The organism is Marinobacter sp. SS8-8 (genome assembly GCF_030540945.1).
GTDB lineage: Bacteria > Pseudomonadota > Gammaproteobacteria > Pseudomonadales > Oleiphilaceae > Marinobacter.
In genome coordinates, this window is the sequence record NZ_JASSVN010000004.1 from 108,465 (window position 1) to 126,433 (window position 17,969).

General features: G+C 59.0%; 15 protein-coding genes. 2 read left to right on the forward strand and 13 right to left on the reverse strand.

What is annotated here, in order from left to right; all coding sequences use genetic code 11:
• Together QPL96_RS06025 and QPL96_RS06030 are read right to left on the reverse strand one after the other, a co-directional pair.
• Entirely contained in the window at positions 1-1,488 is a 1,488-nt protein-coding gene (locus QPL96_RS06025) for a DUF3336 domain-containing protein (RefSeq protein ID WP_303286282.1), read from the reverse strand.
• Between the two features lie 29 nt (positions 1,489-1,517).
• Positions 1,518-2,306 carry a VacJ family lipoprotein gene (locus QPL96_RS06030; RefSeq protein WP_303286284.1) on the reverse strand — a complete coding sequence of 263 codons (789 nt, stop codon included), beginning with the start codon at positions 2,304-2,306 and terminating at the stop codon, positions 1,518-1,520.
• Between the two features lie 92 nt (positions 2,307-2,398).
• On the opposite strand from QPL96_RS06030, the gene QPL96_RS06035 reads away from it, so the two are divergent.
• The gene (locus QPL96_RS06035; protein ID WP_303286286.1) at positions 2,399-2,806 is read left to right on the forward strand and encodes a thioesterase family protein; all 408 of its coding nucleotides are present in this window, start codon (positions 2,399-2,401) and stop codon (positions 2,804-2,806) included.
• Positions 2,807-2,818: 12 nt separating this feature from the next.
• On the opposite strand, the gene QPL96_RS06040 is transcribed toward QPL96_RS06035, so the two are convergent.
• From QPL96_RS06040 to QPL96_RS06050, 3 genes are all read right to left on the reverse strand, one after another.
• On the reverse strand, positions 2,819-3,940 hold the full coding sequence (locus QPL96_RS06040; protein WP_303286287.1) for a beta-ketoacyl-ACP synthase III: 1,122 nt from the start codon (positions 3,938-3,940) through the stop codon (positions 2,819-2,821).
• 132 nt (positions 3,941-4,072) lie between these two features.
• Positions 4,073-7,825, reverse strand: a complete 3,753-nt coding sequence (hrpA, locus tag QPL96_RS06045) for an ATP-dependent RNA helicase HrpA (RefSeq protein ID WP_303286288.1) — start codon at positions 7,823-7,825, stop codon at positions 4,073-4,075.
• Positions 7,826-9,502, reverse strand: a complete 1,677-nt coding sequence (locus QPL96_RS06050; RefSeq protein WP_303286289.1) for an AMP-binding protein — start codon at positions 9,500-9,502, stop codon at positions 7,826-7,828. It lies immediately after the preceding gene.
• A gap of 188 nt (positions 9,503-9,690) precedes the next feature.
• On the opposite strand from QPL96_RS06050, the gene QPL96_RS06055 reads away from it, so the two are divergent.
• Positions 9,691-10,176: a MaoC/PaaZ C-terminal domain-containing protein gene (locus QPL96_RS06055; protein ID WP_303286291.1), complete on the forward strand. Its 486-nt coding sequence runs from the start codon at positions 9,691-9,693 to the stop codon at positions 10,174-10,176.
• 44 nt (positions 10,177-10,220) lie between these two features.
• Here the strand turns inward: QPL96_RS06055 and QPL96_RS06060 are convergent, their stop codons facing one another.
• Genes QPL96_RS06060 through QPL96_RS06095 form a run of 8 tightly spaced genes read right to left on the reverse strand, consistent with a single transcriptional unit; the run spans position 10,221 to position 17,967 of the window.
• Complete coding sequence (locus tag QPL96_RS06060; protein ID WP_303286293.1) at positions 10,221-11,207, reverse strand: AgmX/PglI C-terminal domain-containing protein; 987 nt, start codon at positions 11,205-11,207, stop codon at positions 10,221-10,223.
• Complete coding sequence (locus QPL96_RS06065) at positions 11,200-11,688, reverse strand: biopolymer transporter ExbD (protein ID WP_303286295.1); 489 nt, start codon at positions 11,686-11,688, stop codon at positions 11,200-11,202. Before QPL96_RS06065 ends, QPL96_RS06060 begins: the two co-directional genes overlap by 8 nt.
• Positions 11,685-12,215, reverse strand: coding sequence for a biopolymer transporter ExbD (locus tag QPL96_RS06070; protein WP_303286296.1), 531 nt, complete (start codon positions 12,213-12,215; stop codon positions 11,685-11,687). The genes QPL96_RS06065 and QPL96_RS06070 overlap by 4 nt, the downstream gene beginning before the upstream one ends.
• A 9-nt stretch (positions 12,216-12,224) precedes the next feature.
• Positions 12,225-12,884, reverse strand: a complete 660-nt coding sequence (locus QPL96_RS06075; protein WP_303286298.1) for a MotA/TolQ/ExbB proton channel family protein — start codon at positions 12,882-12,884, stop codon at positions 12,225-12,227.
• Between the two features lie 16 nt (positions 12,885-12,900).
• Positions 12,901-13,248 (reverse strand): hypothetical protein, encoded by a 348-nt coding sequence (locus tag QPL96_RS06080; RefSeq protein WP_303286300.1) that lies wholly within the window; start codon positions 13,246-13,248, stop codon positions 12,901-12,903.
• A complete protein-coding gene (locus tag QPL96_RS06085) occupies positions 13,249-13,710 on the reverse strand; it encodes a tetratricopeptide repeat protein (RefSeq protein ID WP_303286303.1) in 462 nt (153 codons plus the stop codon).
• Positions 13,711-13,717: 7 nt separating this feature from the next.
• Positions 13,718-16,528, reverse strand: coding sequence for a tetratricopeptide repeat protein (locus tag QPL96_RS06090; RefSeq protein ID WP_303286305.1), 2,811 nt, complete (start codon positions 16,526-16,528; stop codon positions 13,718-13,720).
• Positions 16,525-17,967, reverse strand: coding sequence for a hypothetical protein (locus tag QPL96_RS06095; RefSeq protein WP_303286307.1), 1,443 nt, complete (start codon positions 17,965-17,967; stop codon positions 16,525-16,527). The genes QPL96_RS06090 and QPL96_RS06095 overlap by 4 nt, the downstream gene beginning before the upstream one ends.
• Between the last annotated feature and the right edge of the window lie 2 nt (positions 17,968-17,969).

A 17,969-nucleotide genomic window follows, 5' to 3' on the forward strand; every position in this document is an offset into this window, starting at 1 on the left:
TCAGGACGTACCGGAATCCGCGATATCAACCAACCTGAGCCCGGCAGTGCGCCGGTTCTGCTGTTTCAGTCGACGCACGCACCGCTCAAGGGTTTTGGAGATCCGGGCGTGGGAGCGAATCATGGAAATCCTGGGCCAGGTGGCCCGCTCGCCGGCAAGAATCATTTCCCTTACGTAGGCGGGATCCGGATTAGCCAGCATGCGGCGATAGTCCCTGAACGAATAGGTTGGCGCGATGGTAACGTCTCCCGAGTACCGCTGAGCCATAATCGTGTACAACTGACCGGACACCTGCCGCAGGAGTTCCGGCCTTACCCGTTTGCGCAGGTAATCGAATGCCCCCTGGCCGTGGAACTGGATTTCCGATTTCAGCAGATGCATCGGGAGACTGCCCAAAGAGAGTTTTTCGTCTCTGCTTCTCTGTGCGAGGAACGGCACAACATGGGGGTTGGCCTGGCTCACAATTGTGTAGTTAACGTCGTAGAGATGCATCAGGCGGTCAATCGGAAGATCGCTGACCACCGAGCCGTCCACGAACTTGAGGCGCGGCATGTAAGGCAGGGTATTGCCGTAGATGTCTTTTTTCATCAGGGTGACCGGCGGAAAAATACCCGGAACCGCCGCGCTGGCCAGAGCCGCACTCCACACCATCAGGTAGGGCGATGTATAGCCACACAACAATCGCGCCTTTTGATGCGCCTGCACCGGTGACACACTTACATTAATGGAGCGACCAGTGCGCTGGTAGGCTTCTTCGAAGGTGTATTCACCAATATTCGCCCGCAGGCAGCCGCGCAACTGTTCCTGATCCATGAGGCCGTCGCCTCGAGCGGCACTGAGCAGGCCCCGCCACTTCCAGGCCTTGAGATTGTGGTTTTCCGGCACCAGCATTTCCGGTATTTCCGCGTCGGTATGCACGCCGAGAATACAGGCAATGATGGCGCCGATACTGGAACCGGCGATCACCTGGGGCAAAAGGCCTTTCTCCCAGAGCGCCTTGATCACCCCGAAATGGAACATGCCAAGGGTGGCGCCGCCACTGAGCAGCAATGCCGGCCGGCCGTAGCTTGTCAGGGTGTCCCGGAAAAACTGGAGCTTGTCCGCCACGGGAAAACCAGGCACCGAGTGGTCGCAGAGGAAATCCAGCGCTTCGCACACCTGGGCAATGTATTCCTCGATCAGATGCTTGGTGCCAACCCGGGACCGGGTATAGAGCGCAGGGTTCCCCATGTTACCAAGGTCGTGGTGCAACCCCTCCCGAAGCGCCCGCTTCAGACGCTCAACGTCATTCTGCTGGCGGTACTGCTTAAGGTTGCTCAGGCGATCATAAATGAGCTCGTAGTGGTACAAACCAGAGGCAAAATCCTCTTTCCATTCGGCATTACCCTCCAGGAAATCCAGTTCCAGCGCCGCCGCCTTCCAGACTTCATAGTTTGGCGCCTCCGCCAGCATCTTCCGGAACTTGGCTATTCTCGGACCCTCTAGCACCGCTGACCTCCTTTCAACCCCGTTGACACTCAGAAATCATCCAGCATCAGATTTTCATCATTGCCGCTGGCAAAGGGGTCATTGACCACTTTTCCATCGTTTATCAGGAATTCACGTCGTTGTAAAAACGCGTTCCGGAAAAAAATATAGCGGTCGCCGGAAATGAAACTCTCCGCCGGAATCAGATCAGCCCGCTTATCGACGATCTGGAGAGCCCGGGCATAATTAGCCTCACGGCTTCCCACGGCATCCCAGGCCGATGGCAGCACAAAACCGTCGGATACAAACCCGGTGAAGTGCCGGGGTGTGGAAGGCCCCAGAACCGGCAGCATGAGATAGGGCCCCGGTCCGACACCCCAGTAGCCCAGGGTCTGGCCGAAATCCTCCGGCCTTTCCGGGAGGTCGAAAGCCGTGGCCACGTCAATCAGACCCAGCAGGCCGAAGGTTGTGTTAAACGTGAAACGCCCGACCGCCACCACCGCGGACTCCCCTTTCAACTGGAGCAGGCTGTTGGTGAAGTTCCGGAGTTCGGTGAGGTTATTGAAGAAATTGGTGATACCCCGGTCAATCAGACTCGGGGTCAAGGTGCGGTAGGCCTGTGCCACCGGCTTCAGAAACCACCGGTCAGCAGTTTCGTTGAAGGCAAACACCTTGCGGTTCCAGTTCTCCCACGGGTCCTTGGGGTCAACCGGCGCTGAGCCTTCCGCCGCCGGCTCCTGCATTGCCTGGGCTGCGGCCTGACTGACGGGAAAAAGCACCGCCATAGCAAGCCCTGTTACGATGGCGATCAACCAACGTCGGATAAAAAGATGTTTCATTTTCGGCTCATGGGTTGTCTAATTCGTCTCGGCTCGCCGAAAATACCGGCGCTTTATTTATCGTTATTAACCCGCTGTTACGGAGGAACCCGATGCCAGTCCCGGGAAATCTTGTAAGCACGATTACCATGCCGCTCCGCTGGGGAGATATGGATGCATACGGTCACGCCAACAATACAGTCTACTTCCGTTTTTTCGAGGAAGCGCGGATCGTATGGCTGGCGTCACTGAAACTCGGTGGTCCTGACGAGCCAACCGGCCCGATTATTATAAAGACCAGTGCAACCTTTCTAAAGGAATTGAGTCACCCGGCAACGATAGAGGTGAAAACATACGCTGACAAAGCAGGCAACACCAGCCTCGACACCTATCACGTGCTGACAGATGTCGATACCGGCGCCATTTATGGGGAAGGTTATGCCAAGATTGTCTGGTTCGACCGGGCAACACGTTCATCGGCCCCGCTGCCAGAGACCCTGCGAGCGCTGGCGACCGGTTAACCCGGCAAAAAACTATCGGCGGCGCACCAGCACGCTGCCGATCGAATACCCTGCCCCAAACGAACAGATCACGCCCAGATCACCACTGGCCAGGTCTCCCTTATGCTTGTGGAAGGCGATGATGGAACCTGCGGAGCTGGTATTGGCGTACTCGTCCAGAATCACCGGCGCCTCATCTTCGGTGGCATCACGACCCAGCACCTTGCGGGCAATCAACTGATTCATATTGAGGTTCGCCTGGTGCAGCCACATTCGCCGCAGATCGTCCGGAGCAATCGAGAGGCTCCGAAGCTGGTTCAGGATGGTCTCAGCCACCAGTGGTGAAACCTCCTTGAACACCTTTCGACCCTGCTGCACAAACAGCTTGTCAGGCTTGCCAATACCGGATTCGTCTGCCCGGTTCAGGAAGCCAAAATTGTTCCGGATGTTGTTGGAGAATTTCGTCTTCAGGCGGGTGCCGAGAATCTCGAACCCCTGTCCGGCGCGGGCATGCTCCTCCCGCTCCACAAAAATCGCCGTGCAGGCGTCACCGAAAATGAAGTGGCTGTCCCGGTCCCGGAAGTTCAGGTGGCCGGAGCAGATCTCCGGGCTCACCACGAGCACGGACCGGGCGCTGCCGTTTTCCACGGAATTCACGGCAGCCTGCAGGCCAAAGGTTGCCGAACTGCAGGCAACGTTCATGTCATAGGCAAAACCGTCAATCCCCAAGGCTTCCTGAACTTCGATGGAAACCGCCGGGTAAGCGCGCTGCATATTCGAGCAGGCGACAATGACGGCATCCACGTCCTGTACGGATTTGCCCGCCTGTTCCAGCGCCTCGCCGCAAGCGGCGACGGCCATATCGCACTGAACCGAGGGCTCTTCGTTACTGCGCTCCGGGATGTAAGGCGCCATGCGCTCCGGATCAAGGATGCCGTCCTTGTCGATGACATGGCGGCGCTTGATACCGGAGGCTTTTTCTATGAAGGCGGAAGAGGATGGCTGCAATGGGACAACCTCGCCCCGGGCAATGGCGCCTGCATTCTCTGCATTAAACAGTTCGACATACTGGTTAAAGGCTTCCACCAGTTCGTCGTTATCAATGGTTGCTGGCGGTGTGTACAGACCGGTTCCGCTAATAACGGCTTTAATCACGCTAACCCCACGTCATGATTGTGAAAACAGGATGTCAGGAAAATCCTCTGTTGGAAATACTAACACAGTCTCCCGGTTTTGCCCGCCGGCAATCAGTCAACGTCACCGGATTGGTACGTGGCCTGCCTGCCCTTAAATCCGGGTCTTCTCCCACTGCCGGTCCATCCGTTTTACCGATACCGTCATCACCGTGCCCAATTGCTGGGCAAAGAACGACACCCGGAACTCCTCGAGCATCCACCGGTAAAGCATCAGTTCCGGATCCCGCACACCCTGGCGCTGCTGTTGGTCACGCTTTACCGCATAGCGGGACCAGAGTGGCTCGATGGTATGCAGGAATTCGCGCTCCCGGCCCGTTTCCCGGGGCATTTTTTCAAGCCGGATCAGGGCTGCCTCGAAGTAACGACCGAATTCCGCCAGCCACTCCGATGGCGTTTCCACCAGAAACCCCGGATAAACAAGGTGCTGAAGCTGAAACTTCAGGTCCGCCATACTGTTGGCGAGTGCCAGGTTAATTTTGCCTTTCAACTGCCTTGCCACTTCCTGATAACCGGACATGGCCTGATATAGCCGCTCGCCGGCCTGCTCCAGGGCCGGAATAAAATCACCCCGGTGGGCGTCAAAAATCCGGTCAAAATCTTCCGCCGTCCTCGGAATGCCCTCCGACAGGAAGTGCTGCATGGCTGTCGCCAACAGGAGATCGTCCAGCAAGACTCTGGATTGGCCCACCGGTGCAAACATCAGGGCAGACTGCCTGAAATGCGGCAGTTTGCGTTCCAGATCATCGAGCGTCTTGCCGAACCGGTTGAGGATCAGCCGGGTGATCGCTTTTCGGGTCGAATCTTCCGCCGTCAGCCGGTCCAGACAACGTAACTGGCGCACCTTCTTGCCCAGATCTTCCAGCGCAGGGTAAACGGTTACCTGCATCCCGCCTTTTTCAGCCTGAACCTGTTCTGGCAGTGCTCCGAACTGCCAGTCGATGTACTCGGCCGCCGTTTGCTTTGACGAGTCATCACTGGTGGCCGAGGCCAGCGCCTGCTCGGCCCGGCCTTCCAAATGGTGTTGCAGATCAGAGATTGCACGACTTTCCGCGATGGTGCGGCCGCCATCCCCCATAACCTGAAGGTTCATCCGCAAATACTTCGGCAATTCTGATTCGGACCAGGCCTCCGGGGCAATCCGCACCCCGGTCATGCGGCTTAGTTGCTCGCCCAGTTGGAGCGTTAATGGCTCGTTGGAGGGCTGAAGGTTTTCGAGGGCGGCATCCACGAAATCGGGCACCGGCACAAAGTTCCGCCGCAAAGCCTTGGGCAGGGACTTCACCAGGGCGATGCACTTTTCCCGCAGCAGCCCCGGCACCAGCCATTCCAGCCGGCGGGACGGGATCTGTTTAAGTGCCATCAGGGGTACTTGCAGGGTCACACCATCCTTTTCACTGGTTGGTTCGAACTCGTAACTCAACGGATAACGGACACCCTCCCACTCCAGATAATCCGGGTACAGATCCGCTGCCTGGGCATCCACGGGGCGCTGGAGAATGTCCGCTTCGGTCAGCTCCATGTCTTTGCACTGTTCCGCTTGCAGGCCCTTCCACCAGCTCTCGAAATGCCGGCCGCTGATGATGTCCTCAGGCAAACGTTCGTTGTAGAACGCCACCAGCACCTCGTCATCCACCAGCAGGTCCCGCCGCCGGGTTTTCTTCTCAAGATTCTCAACCGTGTCGAGCATTTCCCGGTTACGGGCGATGAACGGCGCTTTTGACCGGTAATCCCCTTCCACCAGGGCGCGACGGATAAACAGATTCCGGCATTGCGCCGGATCCACTTTGGCATACGGGACCCGCCGTTTGGCGATAATATCCAGGCCATAAAGTGTGACCTTCTCATAGCCCATCACCTGGGCCCGCCTCTGTTCCCAGTGGGGTTCGAAATAGTGGTGTTTGACAATATGCCCGGCGAGGGGCTCAATCCACTCTGACTCAATGGAGGCCACCACACGGGCAAACACTCGACTGGTTTCAACGATTTCCGCGGCGACAATCCATTTGGGACCGGTCTTCGACACCTTGGAACCTGGAAAAATCAGGACTTTCCGATTACGCGTTGCCAGGTATTCCTTCTTTTCCACCTTCACCGCCACCTGGCCAAGCAATCCCGCCAATATGGCCTTGTGCACGGCCTCGTAACTGGCGGCATCCTTGTTGATCATCAACTTCTGTTGACGGCAGATCACCGTCAGCTGGCGATGAATATCCCGCCATTCCCGCATTCGCATCCAGCTCAGGAAGCTCTTCTGGCAGACTTTCTTGAGCTGGTTCTGCGACAACTCCTGGCGCTGATCCTCATAGAAGTTCCAGACATTCAACAACGTCAGAAAATCCGATTCCTTGTCATTAAACGGCGCATGGGCCTGATCCGCTGCCTGCTGTTTGTCCTGGGGGCGTTCCCGTGGGTCCTGAATGCTCAGCCCGGCAATGATCACCAGGGTTTCCGCCAGGCTGCCAAGCTCAGCGGCGGTAACCAGCATCCTGGCCAGGCGCGGGTCCAGGGGCAGCCGGGCCATCGTCCGACCAAGCCGGGTGACGCGGCGCTTGTCGTCCACCGCCCCAAGCTCTTCCAGTAGCTTGTAGCCATCGTTGACCTGGCGCTTGTCGGGCGCTTCCAGAAACGGGAACGTTCGAATTTCCCCGAGACCGGAGGTGACCATCTGAAGGATGACGGACGCCAGGTTGGTGCGCAGGATTTCCGGATCGGTGTATTCCGGCCGGTTTATGAAATCGGTTTCATCGTAAAGCCGGAAACAGATTCCGGGTGCCACGCGACCGCAGCGGCCGGCTCTCTGGTTGGCACTGGCCTGGGAAACGGGTTCTACCGGCAGCCGCTGGATCTTGGAGCGAACGCTGTAACGGCTGATCCGGGCCACCCCGGTGTCGATAACGTAACGAATGCCCGGCACCGTCAGCGAGGTTTCCGCCACGTTGGTCGAAAGCACAATACGCCGGCCTCTGTGAGGCTGGAACACCCGGTTCTGCTCGGCATTGCTCAGGCGGGAATACAGCGGCAGCACTTCGGTATGCTTCAGATCGACATGGCGCAGAACCTTGCTCAGATTCCTGATTTCCCGCTCGCCGGGCAGGAACACCAGCACATCACCCGGCGGTTGCTTCTTACTGCGCTCGTGCTGCTCGATTTCCTCCAGGGCATTCAGAACCCCGTCGGTCCAGCCCTGATCCCGGTCATCTTCATCGCCCGTCAGCGGCCGGTAACGGATATCCACCGGATAGGTCCGACCGCTTACCTCGATCACCGGGGCCTTGTCGAAGAACTCGCTGAACCGGTCCACCTCAATGGTTGCCGAGGTAATGATGACTTTCAGGTCCGGACGCCTGGGCAGGAGCTGGCGCAGATAGCCAAGCAGGAAGTCGATGTTCAGGCTGCGTTCGTGGGCCTCGTCGATAATGAGGGTATCGTAGCGATCCAGAAACCGGTCGTGCTGGACCTCCGCCAGCAGGATGCCATCAGTCATCACCTTGACCCTGGATTGCTCCGAGGTGTTATCGGTGAATCGAACCTGATAGCCGATCTGCTGGCCGGTCTGTTCACCGATTTCCTCGGCAATCCGGGCGGCCACACTGCGGGCGGCAATACGGCGGGGCTGGGTGTGGCCAATCAGCCCCCGGATGCCCCGACCGATGTTCAGGCAGATTTTCGGGATCTGGGTGGTTTTACCGGAACCGGTTTCACCGGCAATAATCACCACCTGGTGGTTTTCGATGGCCTCCCGGATATCATCCACCCGCTCGGACACCGGCAACCCATCGGGGAAACTCAGGGTATTGTACTGGGCCTGGCGCAGCCTCACTTTTTCAGTATCAGAGACAGCCACTTAGGTGTTGTTGGCCTCGTCCCGCAGTTCGCGCCGCAGAATCTTGCCCACATTGGTTTTGGGCAGTTCATCGCGGAATTCAACGTACTTGGGTACCTTGTAGGCCGTCAGACGCTCGCGACAGAACTCCCTGAGCTCGTTCTCGGTCACGCCCTCGGCAGTCGGCACCAGATAAACCTTGACCGCCTCACCACTCCTGGCATCGGGAATACCGACGGCGGCACACTCAACCACCTTCGGATGACTGCTCACCACATCTTCGATCTCGTTCGGGAAGACGTTGAAGCCCGAGACGATGATCATGTCTTTCTTGCGGTCAACGATGCGGATGTAACCGTCTTCCTGGATCAGGGCAATATCGCCGGTGCGCAGGTAACCGTCCTCGGTAAAGGATTTCCGGGTGTCTTCCGGGCGCTGCCAGTAACCACGCATTACCTGCGGACCTTTCACGCACAGCTCTCCAGGCTCTCCCAGGGGCGTTTCATTACCTTCTTCGTCGAGCGTTTTAACAACAGTCGACGGGATCGGCAGGCCGATGGTACCAATCTGAATGGCACTGTGGGGGTTGAAGGTGACCACCGGGGAAGTTTCGGTCATGCCGAAACCCTCGCAAATCTCACAACCCGTGACTCTTTCCCACATCTTGGCCGTGTCGCTGGTCAGGGCCATGCCGCCGGAAGAGGTCAGCTTCAGGCTGCTGAAGTCCAGGCCCTGGAATTCCTCGTTGTTACACAACGCAACGAACAGCGTGTTCAAACCGAGGAACGCCGTGAATTTGTGGTTCTTCAGTTCCTTCACGAAGCCCGGGATGTCTCTCGGGTTCGGGATCAACACGTTATGGGCACCCGCCTCAAGCATGATGCCGCAGTTCAGGGTGAAGGAATAAATGTGGTACAGCGGCAGCGGCGCAATGACCACTTCCTGCCCCTCGACCACCATGTCTTCCATCATCGGGCGGGTCTGCAGCAGGTTAGCCACCAGGTTGCCGTGGGTCAGCATGGCACCCTTGGCCACACCAGTCGTGCCACCGGTATACTGCAGCACAGCAATGTCGTCCTGCTTGCATTCAACCGGCGTGAATTTCTCACGGGCGCCGGCACCGAGTACTGCCGGCAGCTTGTGCGCCTGGGGCAGATTGAACGCCGGTACCATCTTTTTGACATGCTTGACGACCGCGTTTAGCAGGGTGCGCCGGATCGGCGAGTGCATGTCGGCAATTTCGGTAACGATGACGTGCTCAATGCCGGTATTGGGCAGCACCTTCTCGGCATTTCCGGCCATATTGGCCAACACCACCAGGGCCTTGGCACCAGAATCGTTGAACTGGTGCTCCATTTCCCGCGTGGTATACAGGGGGTTGGTATTCACCACAATCAGGCCGGCCCGCATGGCGCCAAAAACAACAACCGGGTACTGGTTGACATTGGGCATCTGCACGGCCATACGGTCACCGGGCTTCAGATCTGTCTTGTTTTGCAGCCAGGCGGCGAAATTGCGGCTCTGAGTGTCGAGGTCACGGTAAGTGAGAGTTGCGCCAAGAGCACTGAATGCGGGACGGTCGGCAAACTTTTTGACCGCCTGCTCAAACACCTCCACCATGCTTCTGTACTTGTTCAGGTCCACCTCGCGGGGCACGCCGGCTGGGTATTTATCCCGATAGAACTGCTCAAAATCCATCACCATCTCCTGTCTGGCGCTTTTGTTTGCAACGATTCACGAATGTCAGCCTGAACAGAAAATCAACCCGACAAAAGTATCAGCCTCAAAAAAGTGGAGAGAGAATAGCAGTTTTGTAACCGATGAGGTAGTTTTCGAGGCTCTTACCCGAACAGCTGTACTTATATGACATCCGTGCGGAGCGCACCATGAGCGATACCCTTAATACTCTTGAAAATATTACTTATGACGAGCTGAACGAGGGCGATACCGCCACCTTCACACGCACCCTTTCGGAAGACGAGCTGGTGCTGTTTGCGGCGGTGTCCGGTGATGTCAATCCGGTACACCTGGACTCCGAATTTGCAGCCTGCTCCATGTTCAGGGAACGGATTGCCCATGGCATGTGGAGTGGCTCGCTGATTTCAGCGGCACTGGCAACCGTTATGCCTGGCCCCGGCACCATTTACCTGGAGCAGAGCCTGTCCTTCAAACGCCCGGTTAAACTGGACGACACCCTCACCGTCAAACTGAAAGTCCTTCGCAAGGAACCGAAAAACCGGGTGGTGGTTGAGTGCGATGTGCGCAACCAGAACAATAAGCAAGTGGTCTTCGGAGAGGCGAAAGTGATCGCGCCAACGGAAAAAGTGTCACTGCACAAACCCCGGCTGCCCAAAATCACCATCGAAAGCTGAGTGGCCCGAAACGGGCAGCCAGGGGCTGCCCCTGAACCCCCTTTTCAGCCCGGCAGGAAATCAATCGGGAAACGAACCGTGCGGGTCCCGACCTTGTCGGCGCCAAAATTGAACAACCTGACCCTCATGGCAATGCGCTGCTCCAGGGACGGATGCCCCAATTCAGAACTGACCACTTCGCAGGCGGAAACGGAACCGTCCGGCTCAATGACCAACTCCAGCAACACCTGGCCTTCAAGCGTTGGGTCCTGCCGCAACTCCCGCCGGTACAGGGAATAGAGCGCGGATTTCTGGGCGTCAAATACCCTGCGAATATTGCTCATGGCCCGTTCACCGACAGGGGGGCCGGGATCAACCGGCTGCGCCGCCACGGCACGGGTTTTTTCTACGGGCGCTTCAACTTTCCTGACTTCATGCCCGGCCACATTCACCGAAGTTTCCGGGGCCACAGCGTCTGTAACCCCGCCACTGCCACTGAACACATTCCCAGGATCCCCGGGGGAAACGGTGCGAGCCATGCTGTCGGAATCTGTATTCACCACAAATTGCCTGGCCGGCGCCGGTTCAGGCTCCCTGAGGGAGGCCAGCCGGTCCTTCATCGCCAGCAACCCGGACCGGGACGCCTTCTCCCTCGCCTGCTCGGTGGTTTGCCGGATTTTGGCCTGGCGGGCAAGGGCAGGCTCCGGCCGGGGCTCGGGTTTCGGTTCAGCCTTCACCGGCTCAGGGGGCGCCTTTTCCGGTTCTTTTTTCCGAGCCTCGGGCTCCGGCTCTGGTTTGACAGGCTCTGGTTTGACGGGCTCGGGTGTCACCACGGGTTTTGGCCGTTCCACAAGGCGCGCCAGCCTGGGTGGAATCCGTTCAGCCTCGCTGCGTTGAATCTCCGGGAGGTCCAGTGTCGGAATCAACAGTGCCGGAGGCAGAAGCAGCGCCAGCATCACCCCGACAATGGCACCAAACCGGAGATTCTCACCAGTATCCCGGGCCCATGGCAGCCCAGCGGAATGCCCCGCTGGAGACAAGGTATCAGCCATTGCGAACCTCCCCTTCCACCGCAAGCCGCACCTGCCGGTATTGCTCATCAATACATGTCTGCATCACTTTCCGGAGCAGCCGATAATTGGTATTGCGACCGGCCATGATGGTCACTTCCAGTCCCTCGGTGGGGATCTCGGCCCAGCGGTTACGTCGCCAGGTGAGCTCCTCCGACAAACCGGAAATACGGGCATCGCCCGTTTCGATTCCCTCCAACCGGGCCACTTCCTTTCCCTGTACCAGAATGGCGTTGCCGGTTACCTGCACCGTGAGATTCTCTGCGGCTTCCTGCTGTGCGGTCGATTTTGGCAACGGCACGTCGGCGGTGTTCTGCATGACTTTCACGTCGGAGGAATTCACCATCAGAAAGAAGACCAGAATGGTGAAGATATCCATCAGCGACACCAGGTTCAGGCCACCGGGCCTGTGCATGCGGCCATAGTGCCGCTGAATCCTGCGGGCCTTTTGGGAGCTTCTCACGCGCCCTCCCCGGATTCTTCCTGGCCAGTGGCCGCCAACTGGCGATTATCCGGTGCATCCATCAGGGAAACATCCGGGAACAGCTCGGCCTCCACCACACTGGCCGCCACCACGGCCGGGTATGAGCGAACCGTATCCATGACGGTGACCAGCGTCTGGTAATCAATATCGGGACCGACTTCCAGCACCACATCGGTCTTCTCCGGCACCCGGGCTTTCACCTGGCGAAGGACATCACCAAGCGCTTCAAAATCCTGGGCACCCTGCTTTTTCGGAAGCACACGAATCAGCCCCCGGTCGCTGTCCGAGATTTCGATGCCCGCCGGAATCAGTGTGACCACCAGGCGAAGCTCATCGGCTTCCGGAGCTTCGCCGGCCTCCATTCCGGGAAAGTTCAGTTCAATCATGCGGACCTGGCTGAACACCATGCCCAGCAGCAAAACCGGCACCAGAACGATCATGAGGTTCAGAAAGGCGGTTATGTCCAGATCCGGCGATGTACTCAGCCTGCGGTGTCGGCGTCTCATGGCATCAACTCAGGCTGCGGATGGTTGGGCACTTGGGTTCGAAACAGGACCAGAAACAATGTTCAGCAGTTTCACACCCGCCATTTCAAAACTGTCCACGATTTCGTTGGTGCGGGTCTGCAGCACGGCATGGAACATCAGCAGCGGTATCGCCGACATCAATCCGAATGCGGTGGTATTCATGGCAACCGAAATGCTGCCGGACAGCAGGCTGGCCTTCTGGGAAGGGTCTGCGGCTGCCACTGCGGTAAACGCCGCAATCAGACCGATGATCGTACCCAAAAGCCCCAGAAGGGTGGCGATGTTGGCCAGAGTCGCCAGGTACTGGGTGCGCTTTTCCAGCCGGGGAAGGACTTCCAACAGGCCCTCCTCCATGGCGTATTCGATATCTTCCCGCCGGCTGTTGCTCAGCAGCCGGCCGATGCCTGCGCCCATGATGGAGGCAATGGCGCTGTCCGAGTTGCTGGCCGCTTTCATGGCCCGCGGGTAGTCACGCTTCTGCAGCAATGGCAGGATGCTCTGTTCGAAGGCCGCCCGGTTACGCCGCCTCACCCCGGAGAGGTAGAAAAATCGTTCCAGGGTAATGGCCAGGCCCAGCGCCAACACAACGGCAATGGGGTACATGAAGGGACCGCCTTCCTGAAAAAAACGTACGATGGTATCCAGCATGGTTGTTCTCCCGTTATTACTGCACAGTCCCGGCTGAGTCCCCGAGGGGGCTCAGGATCAGAGGGTTAAGGTTTTCACGAAACAGGCGATGCCTTTCCAAAGTCACCGGGGCTACCGGCCGCATCAGTTCCGGCGCGGTATCATCCAGCTTAGCCCTGGGGTGTTTTGGCAGGCTCGGCACCTGCCAGGGCAATATGTAAAGTACCCGTGGCTCATCCTCGCCAAGGCTGGCCGATATGCCGTCAACGCTCAGACGAACCGGGCCTTCCGCACTTGCCGGTGCACTGGCCGAAGCCAGCACGATCAGCCCGGCAACAACGACTGACTGCACACCTGTTGCGGTTATCTGCCAGTAATGGCGCATCTATTGCAGCCTCCGTTCCAGATCGGCAATCCATCCGGTGACGAGCGTGTCGTCTTCTTCCGTCAGTACCCGATAGCGGTTGTAGTGAGTCAGCGCCCGGTCGAGTTCCAACAGATACAGTTCAGCAATCACCGCCAGGTTGTAATGCAGCTCGGCAACCTCCGGCGAGTTCGAAATACCGGCCTCCAGCAGCTTTGCCGCTTCGGCAAAGCGGTGTTGATCCTTCATCACCAATGCCAGGTTATTGACGACCACCGCATTGCCCGGGTCCAGCTCAACGGCTTTCTGCCACGCCTCGGCAGCGGCATTCCTGCGGCCCTGCTCCAGAGCCAACTGCCCCTCCCTTGCGAAGCGTTTTGCCAACTCCGGGTTCGTCTGTGCGGGTTCCGGCTCCTGAACGGTCTGCCCGGCGCAGCCGACCAGCAGAACCAGCAGAAGACTCCAGGCCAACGTGTTCTTCAACCAGTTATTACACACCGTCACCCGCCTCCATATTCCAGCTCAACCATTTCACCTTGCGTTCGTAACGCCCCGGATGCAGATCGGCCAGAACGCCCAGGCTGCGACCAATCCATGCGTCGTATCCCCGGGAGGTGATCCGCCGGTGGTTCTCGGTGTGCAGCCGAATGGCCTTCTCTTCAAACGGATAGGCTTCCTCTTCCAGCAGCATCTGGTATTGCATGGTCTCCAGCTCGTTCAGATCAGCCGGCACTGACGACGCCATAAGGTCCCGGGCCAGCCCCCGGTACAGTTCCGCACGACGGTAAAGCGACTCGGACAGCACCGCCTCAGCGCCGAGCGCCTCGGCATCCAGGAATCGTTGACGCGCGGCTTCCAGTGCGCTCCGTTTGCGTTCCAGTGATTCTTCCAGGGGATGGGTCAGTTCAATACGGATGAAAGCGGCTGCGGCACGGGCCCCGAGAACCATTGAGGCACGAGAAGCCCACTCAAGGGTCTCCGGGCTGTGCCAGGGGCTTTCCAGCTCCGCGCTAACCAGTGCTTCCCGCCAGTCATCCCCCTCAACGCCGGATTCCATCAGGCGGTGACGCATGGTCTGAAGTTGCAGGTGGCCCGGACCATCCTCAGCAACGACACCCGTGGCCAGATAGGCTCGGTAAAGCGCGTTGCGTTCAACAACATTGCCAGCCTCGTGGAGCAATGCCGCGGCTCTGAGTCGCAGCGGCCAGGGGTCGGGTTGGCCTGCCGCCATCTGAAGGAGCTCTGAGGCAGCCAGCGCTGGCTGCCCGGACGCAATCCAGGCGTGCACCAGCTTTTCAGCGACGCCCGACACCAGCTCATGCCCAGGGAAATCCGACCGGAAACGCTCAAGATCTTCAATTGCCCCGGACCAGTCCGAGGCTTTGAGAAGGGTGTTGGCGGCATCGTAGCGGCCCTTGATGGCCAGGTCTGATCCCGGCAGAACAGAACCGACGCGGCGGAAGTGCCGGACCGCATCTTCGGTCTTGCCATTGGCTGCGGCCCGCTCGCCCTGACGGTATACAACCGTGGCGAGCTGCTTTCGGACACTCTCTGCCTGATCACCGGGAAGATCCCCGAGGTCGCCGTGTTCAGCGAGGTCCAGAGCCTGCTTCCACGCCCTTTCCGCAAGACCGTATTCGTCCTGCTGCTGCCGGGCTTTTGCGGTTACCTGCCATGCTGCATAACGTTCCCGGGAGGTCGCTTCCGCATCGGTGATCACGCTTGCGCTGTAATCCAGGGCGCGCTGGTGCTTGCCCGCGGCGAGCCAGCGGGCTGCCAGATCCGCCATCAGGCCGGCTTTTCTGGCATCAGCGGAAAACCGTCCTGCAAATTGATCCGCCTCGGCAGAAACTTCCTCAAGCCCGGGGTTGAATCCCGGGCTGGTGCGCCGGCCATTGAGGCCATCACGTAGCAACGTAATGGCCGCCCACCCGGCATCAGCCGCCTCGCTGTAATTCGCCACCTCATAAGCAGCGCGCCTGAAGTTCGCCAGTGCCTGGAGGAACTCTCCTGCCTGGAGCCGGGCGTCGCCCGCCAGCCGAAGGATTTCACCGATCCGGACTGACCGCCGGGCAAGCCCCTCGTAATAATCCGCAGCCGAAACAAACGCCGCCCCGGCGGCGGTTACATCGCCAGCGTCAGCCGAATTTGTTCCCCGGTTATACTGAAAGTCCGCCAGCAGCCGGCTGAAGCTTTGCCATTTTTCCTGCTCGGCCCGGTTGAGGCGATCATAGCCGGCGTCGGACCCGAAACGTGCAACGAACCCTGCCCTCGCCTCACGGATCCGCTCGGGCTGAGCCGCGCGCTGCCAGACATCAACGACCTGCAACATGAAGGCGGGAACCTTGGCGTGATCCGGCGCGTAGCGAATAAATGCCTGGCTGACAGCAACGCTGGCCTCTGTCTGCCCTTGGACAGCGTAATAATCCGCGAGCCGGTCAAACAGAAGGTGCGTCCAGGGACGCATCCGGGTGTCGCCCAGCCAGGAAATCAGCGTGTCGAGGCCGCGCTTTCTCGCGGCCATCAAGGCAAGCACGCGGAAGGTGTCATCAATCGTGTCGACACTGGATTCGCTGACGCCTTCCAGGCTTTGGGCGTCTGGCAGAAACTCGTCCAGAACCGTGACGAAGGTGTGGGCTGCCCGGTCCCAGGCCCCGGCACCCTGCTTGAATTGACTCCACCCCAGCATATACCTGGCCTTGGTGCTGAATTCTCCGTTTTCGCCGGATTCAACCAGATGTCGATAGCCAGTTTCTGCCTCTGCATAGCGACCGGAAGCAAAGGCGGATTCCGCAATCCGGAATCTGGCCTCTGGCGCCAGCGCTGAATCAGGATAAAGCCCGACCAGTTGTTTCAGGCGCTGGATGGATTCCTCATCGTGGCCTGTCAACGCATGGGCCTTGGCCATCTGATACAGCAGCTCATCAAGCCGCCCGCCAAAAGAGCCACGTTCCAGAATTGATTCGTAGCTACGAATGGCCTCACGGTAGACCTCCTGTTCCTCAGACACAGAGAAGTCGATGTCCTCACCGGATTTGTCGCGAATGTTACTCAGACGGTTCAGGGCATCGATCCTTACCTCAGGCTCACCGGAGCTCAGGAACAGGCGATGGTAGCGACGCACCACTTCCGATGGCGAAATAGCGGGCATGGGGCGGGATTCGAATTTCAGGAAAACGGGACGCATGTCACCAATGGTTTCGCCATCGCGCCCGAGCTCGACCCGGAAGGACTCCTGGGCTGTCGCGGGTGAGCCGAGACAAAGTGCAGTGAAAAAGAAGGTTGCAACCAGTCGTATCACGGGCGACCCTCCCCGGCCCTGTCTGCGGGCAGATCAGCGTTGGCAAGGTTCTGTAGGGCAAGGTATTCGTACAAGTGGGCGATCTGTTGTTCGGTTTTATCGAGGGCGAACACCATCTGCTGATCCCGGCTGGCAACGTAATCGAGGGCCAGTTTGTCCAAGGCCTTCTCGGCTTCCAGTCTCAGACGTTTAACGGAGGAGGCCAGCGCGTCATTCCTGCTCTTCAGCGCGAGAGCCTGAGCGCGCAGTTCCCGCAGCACCGCCGGTTGCCCGGATGCCTGGCGGTCAAGGCCGGCCAGCCGGTCCCGGGTATCCTCCAGGGTTTGCGCCAGGCTGGAGAGCCGGTTTTTCTGAGCGGAATCCACCGCTTCAGCCGACAAACGCTCGATCCGGGCCCTGAGACCAGCCCCCTGCCTGGATAGCCCCTCGGTGTCTTCACTGGCAGTTCGTGGCTGAATGTTGCCGATCTGCTCGGCCAGCACGCTGTCGAAAACCTCCAGATCCCTCTGGTAACCCACAAGCCTCGCGGCCAGAGCGGCCAGAGTGGCGACCCTTCCCCCGGCATGCTGGGCGGCCGGCTGCTCCATAAAACCCAGCAAATAGGCCACGCGTGGCTGGGCCAGTGTGCGGCTGTCGGCCAGGAACCAGTTAACTCCGGTTTCCCTGGCATCTTCTACCAATGTCTTGTAAGCCCCCTGGTCCCGGATTTTTTCAGCCAGTTTGCGCAGGGTCACCCGCTCACTTTCAAAGGCTGCGTTGGCCGCCAGGTAGGCTTCTCCGGCCTGGCCGAGGTAGCCAGAGAGATCATACCCCCGGCCCATGGCAATCCAGGCATCCGCAACACCCGGGTAAGCCAATGGGTATTTCTTGGCCCGGTGCCAGCTCTGCATGGCGGCCCGGTGGTTACCCCGCTGCGAGAGTGCAAGGCCGTGAAGGTAGAGCGCCCTCGGTGTGCTGAAGCTGTCCAACGCTACTTTTTCCAGAAAACTGATCGCTTTCTCGTATTCCCCATGCTGGTATGCAAGGTAGCCGGCCCGAGCGAGCAGGCGGTTGCGAAGCTGTTCACGGCGGGCGGAGTTCCCATCGCCCTCAAGCATGGCCAGAGCGACCCTCAGAGCGACCAGCGCGCGGGCAGGATTCAGGTCCTCCCTGGCATAACCGGTAGCCAGGTTAAGGTAACCTACAGCCGCCCAGTAGCCTTCTTTCATTCCGGCGAGGACGCGCCCTGCATCGTCTGTCCGGCCGTTCAAACGGGCCTCCTCGGCATCCTGATAAAGCGCTTGCTGGCGCTTGTCGCCCAAGTCCACGCCCACCCCACTGGCCTGCCTGAATGCATCCAGGCCGTCTCGAAGGTCAGCCGGCAATACCGGTGCGGCCGAAACCGTCAGCGGGCTGATGACCAGAAGTGACAAGGACATGAACAGGAGCCGGAAGGTCATGG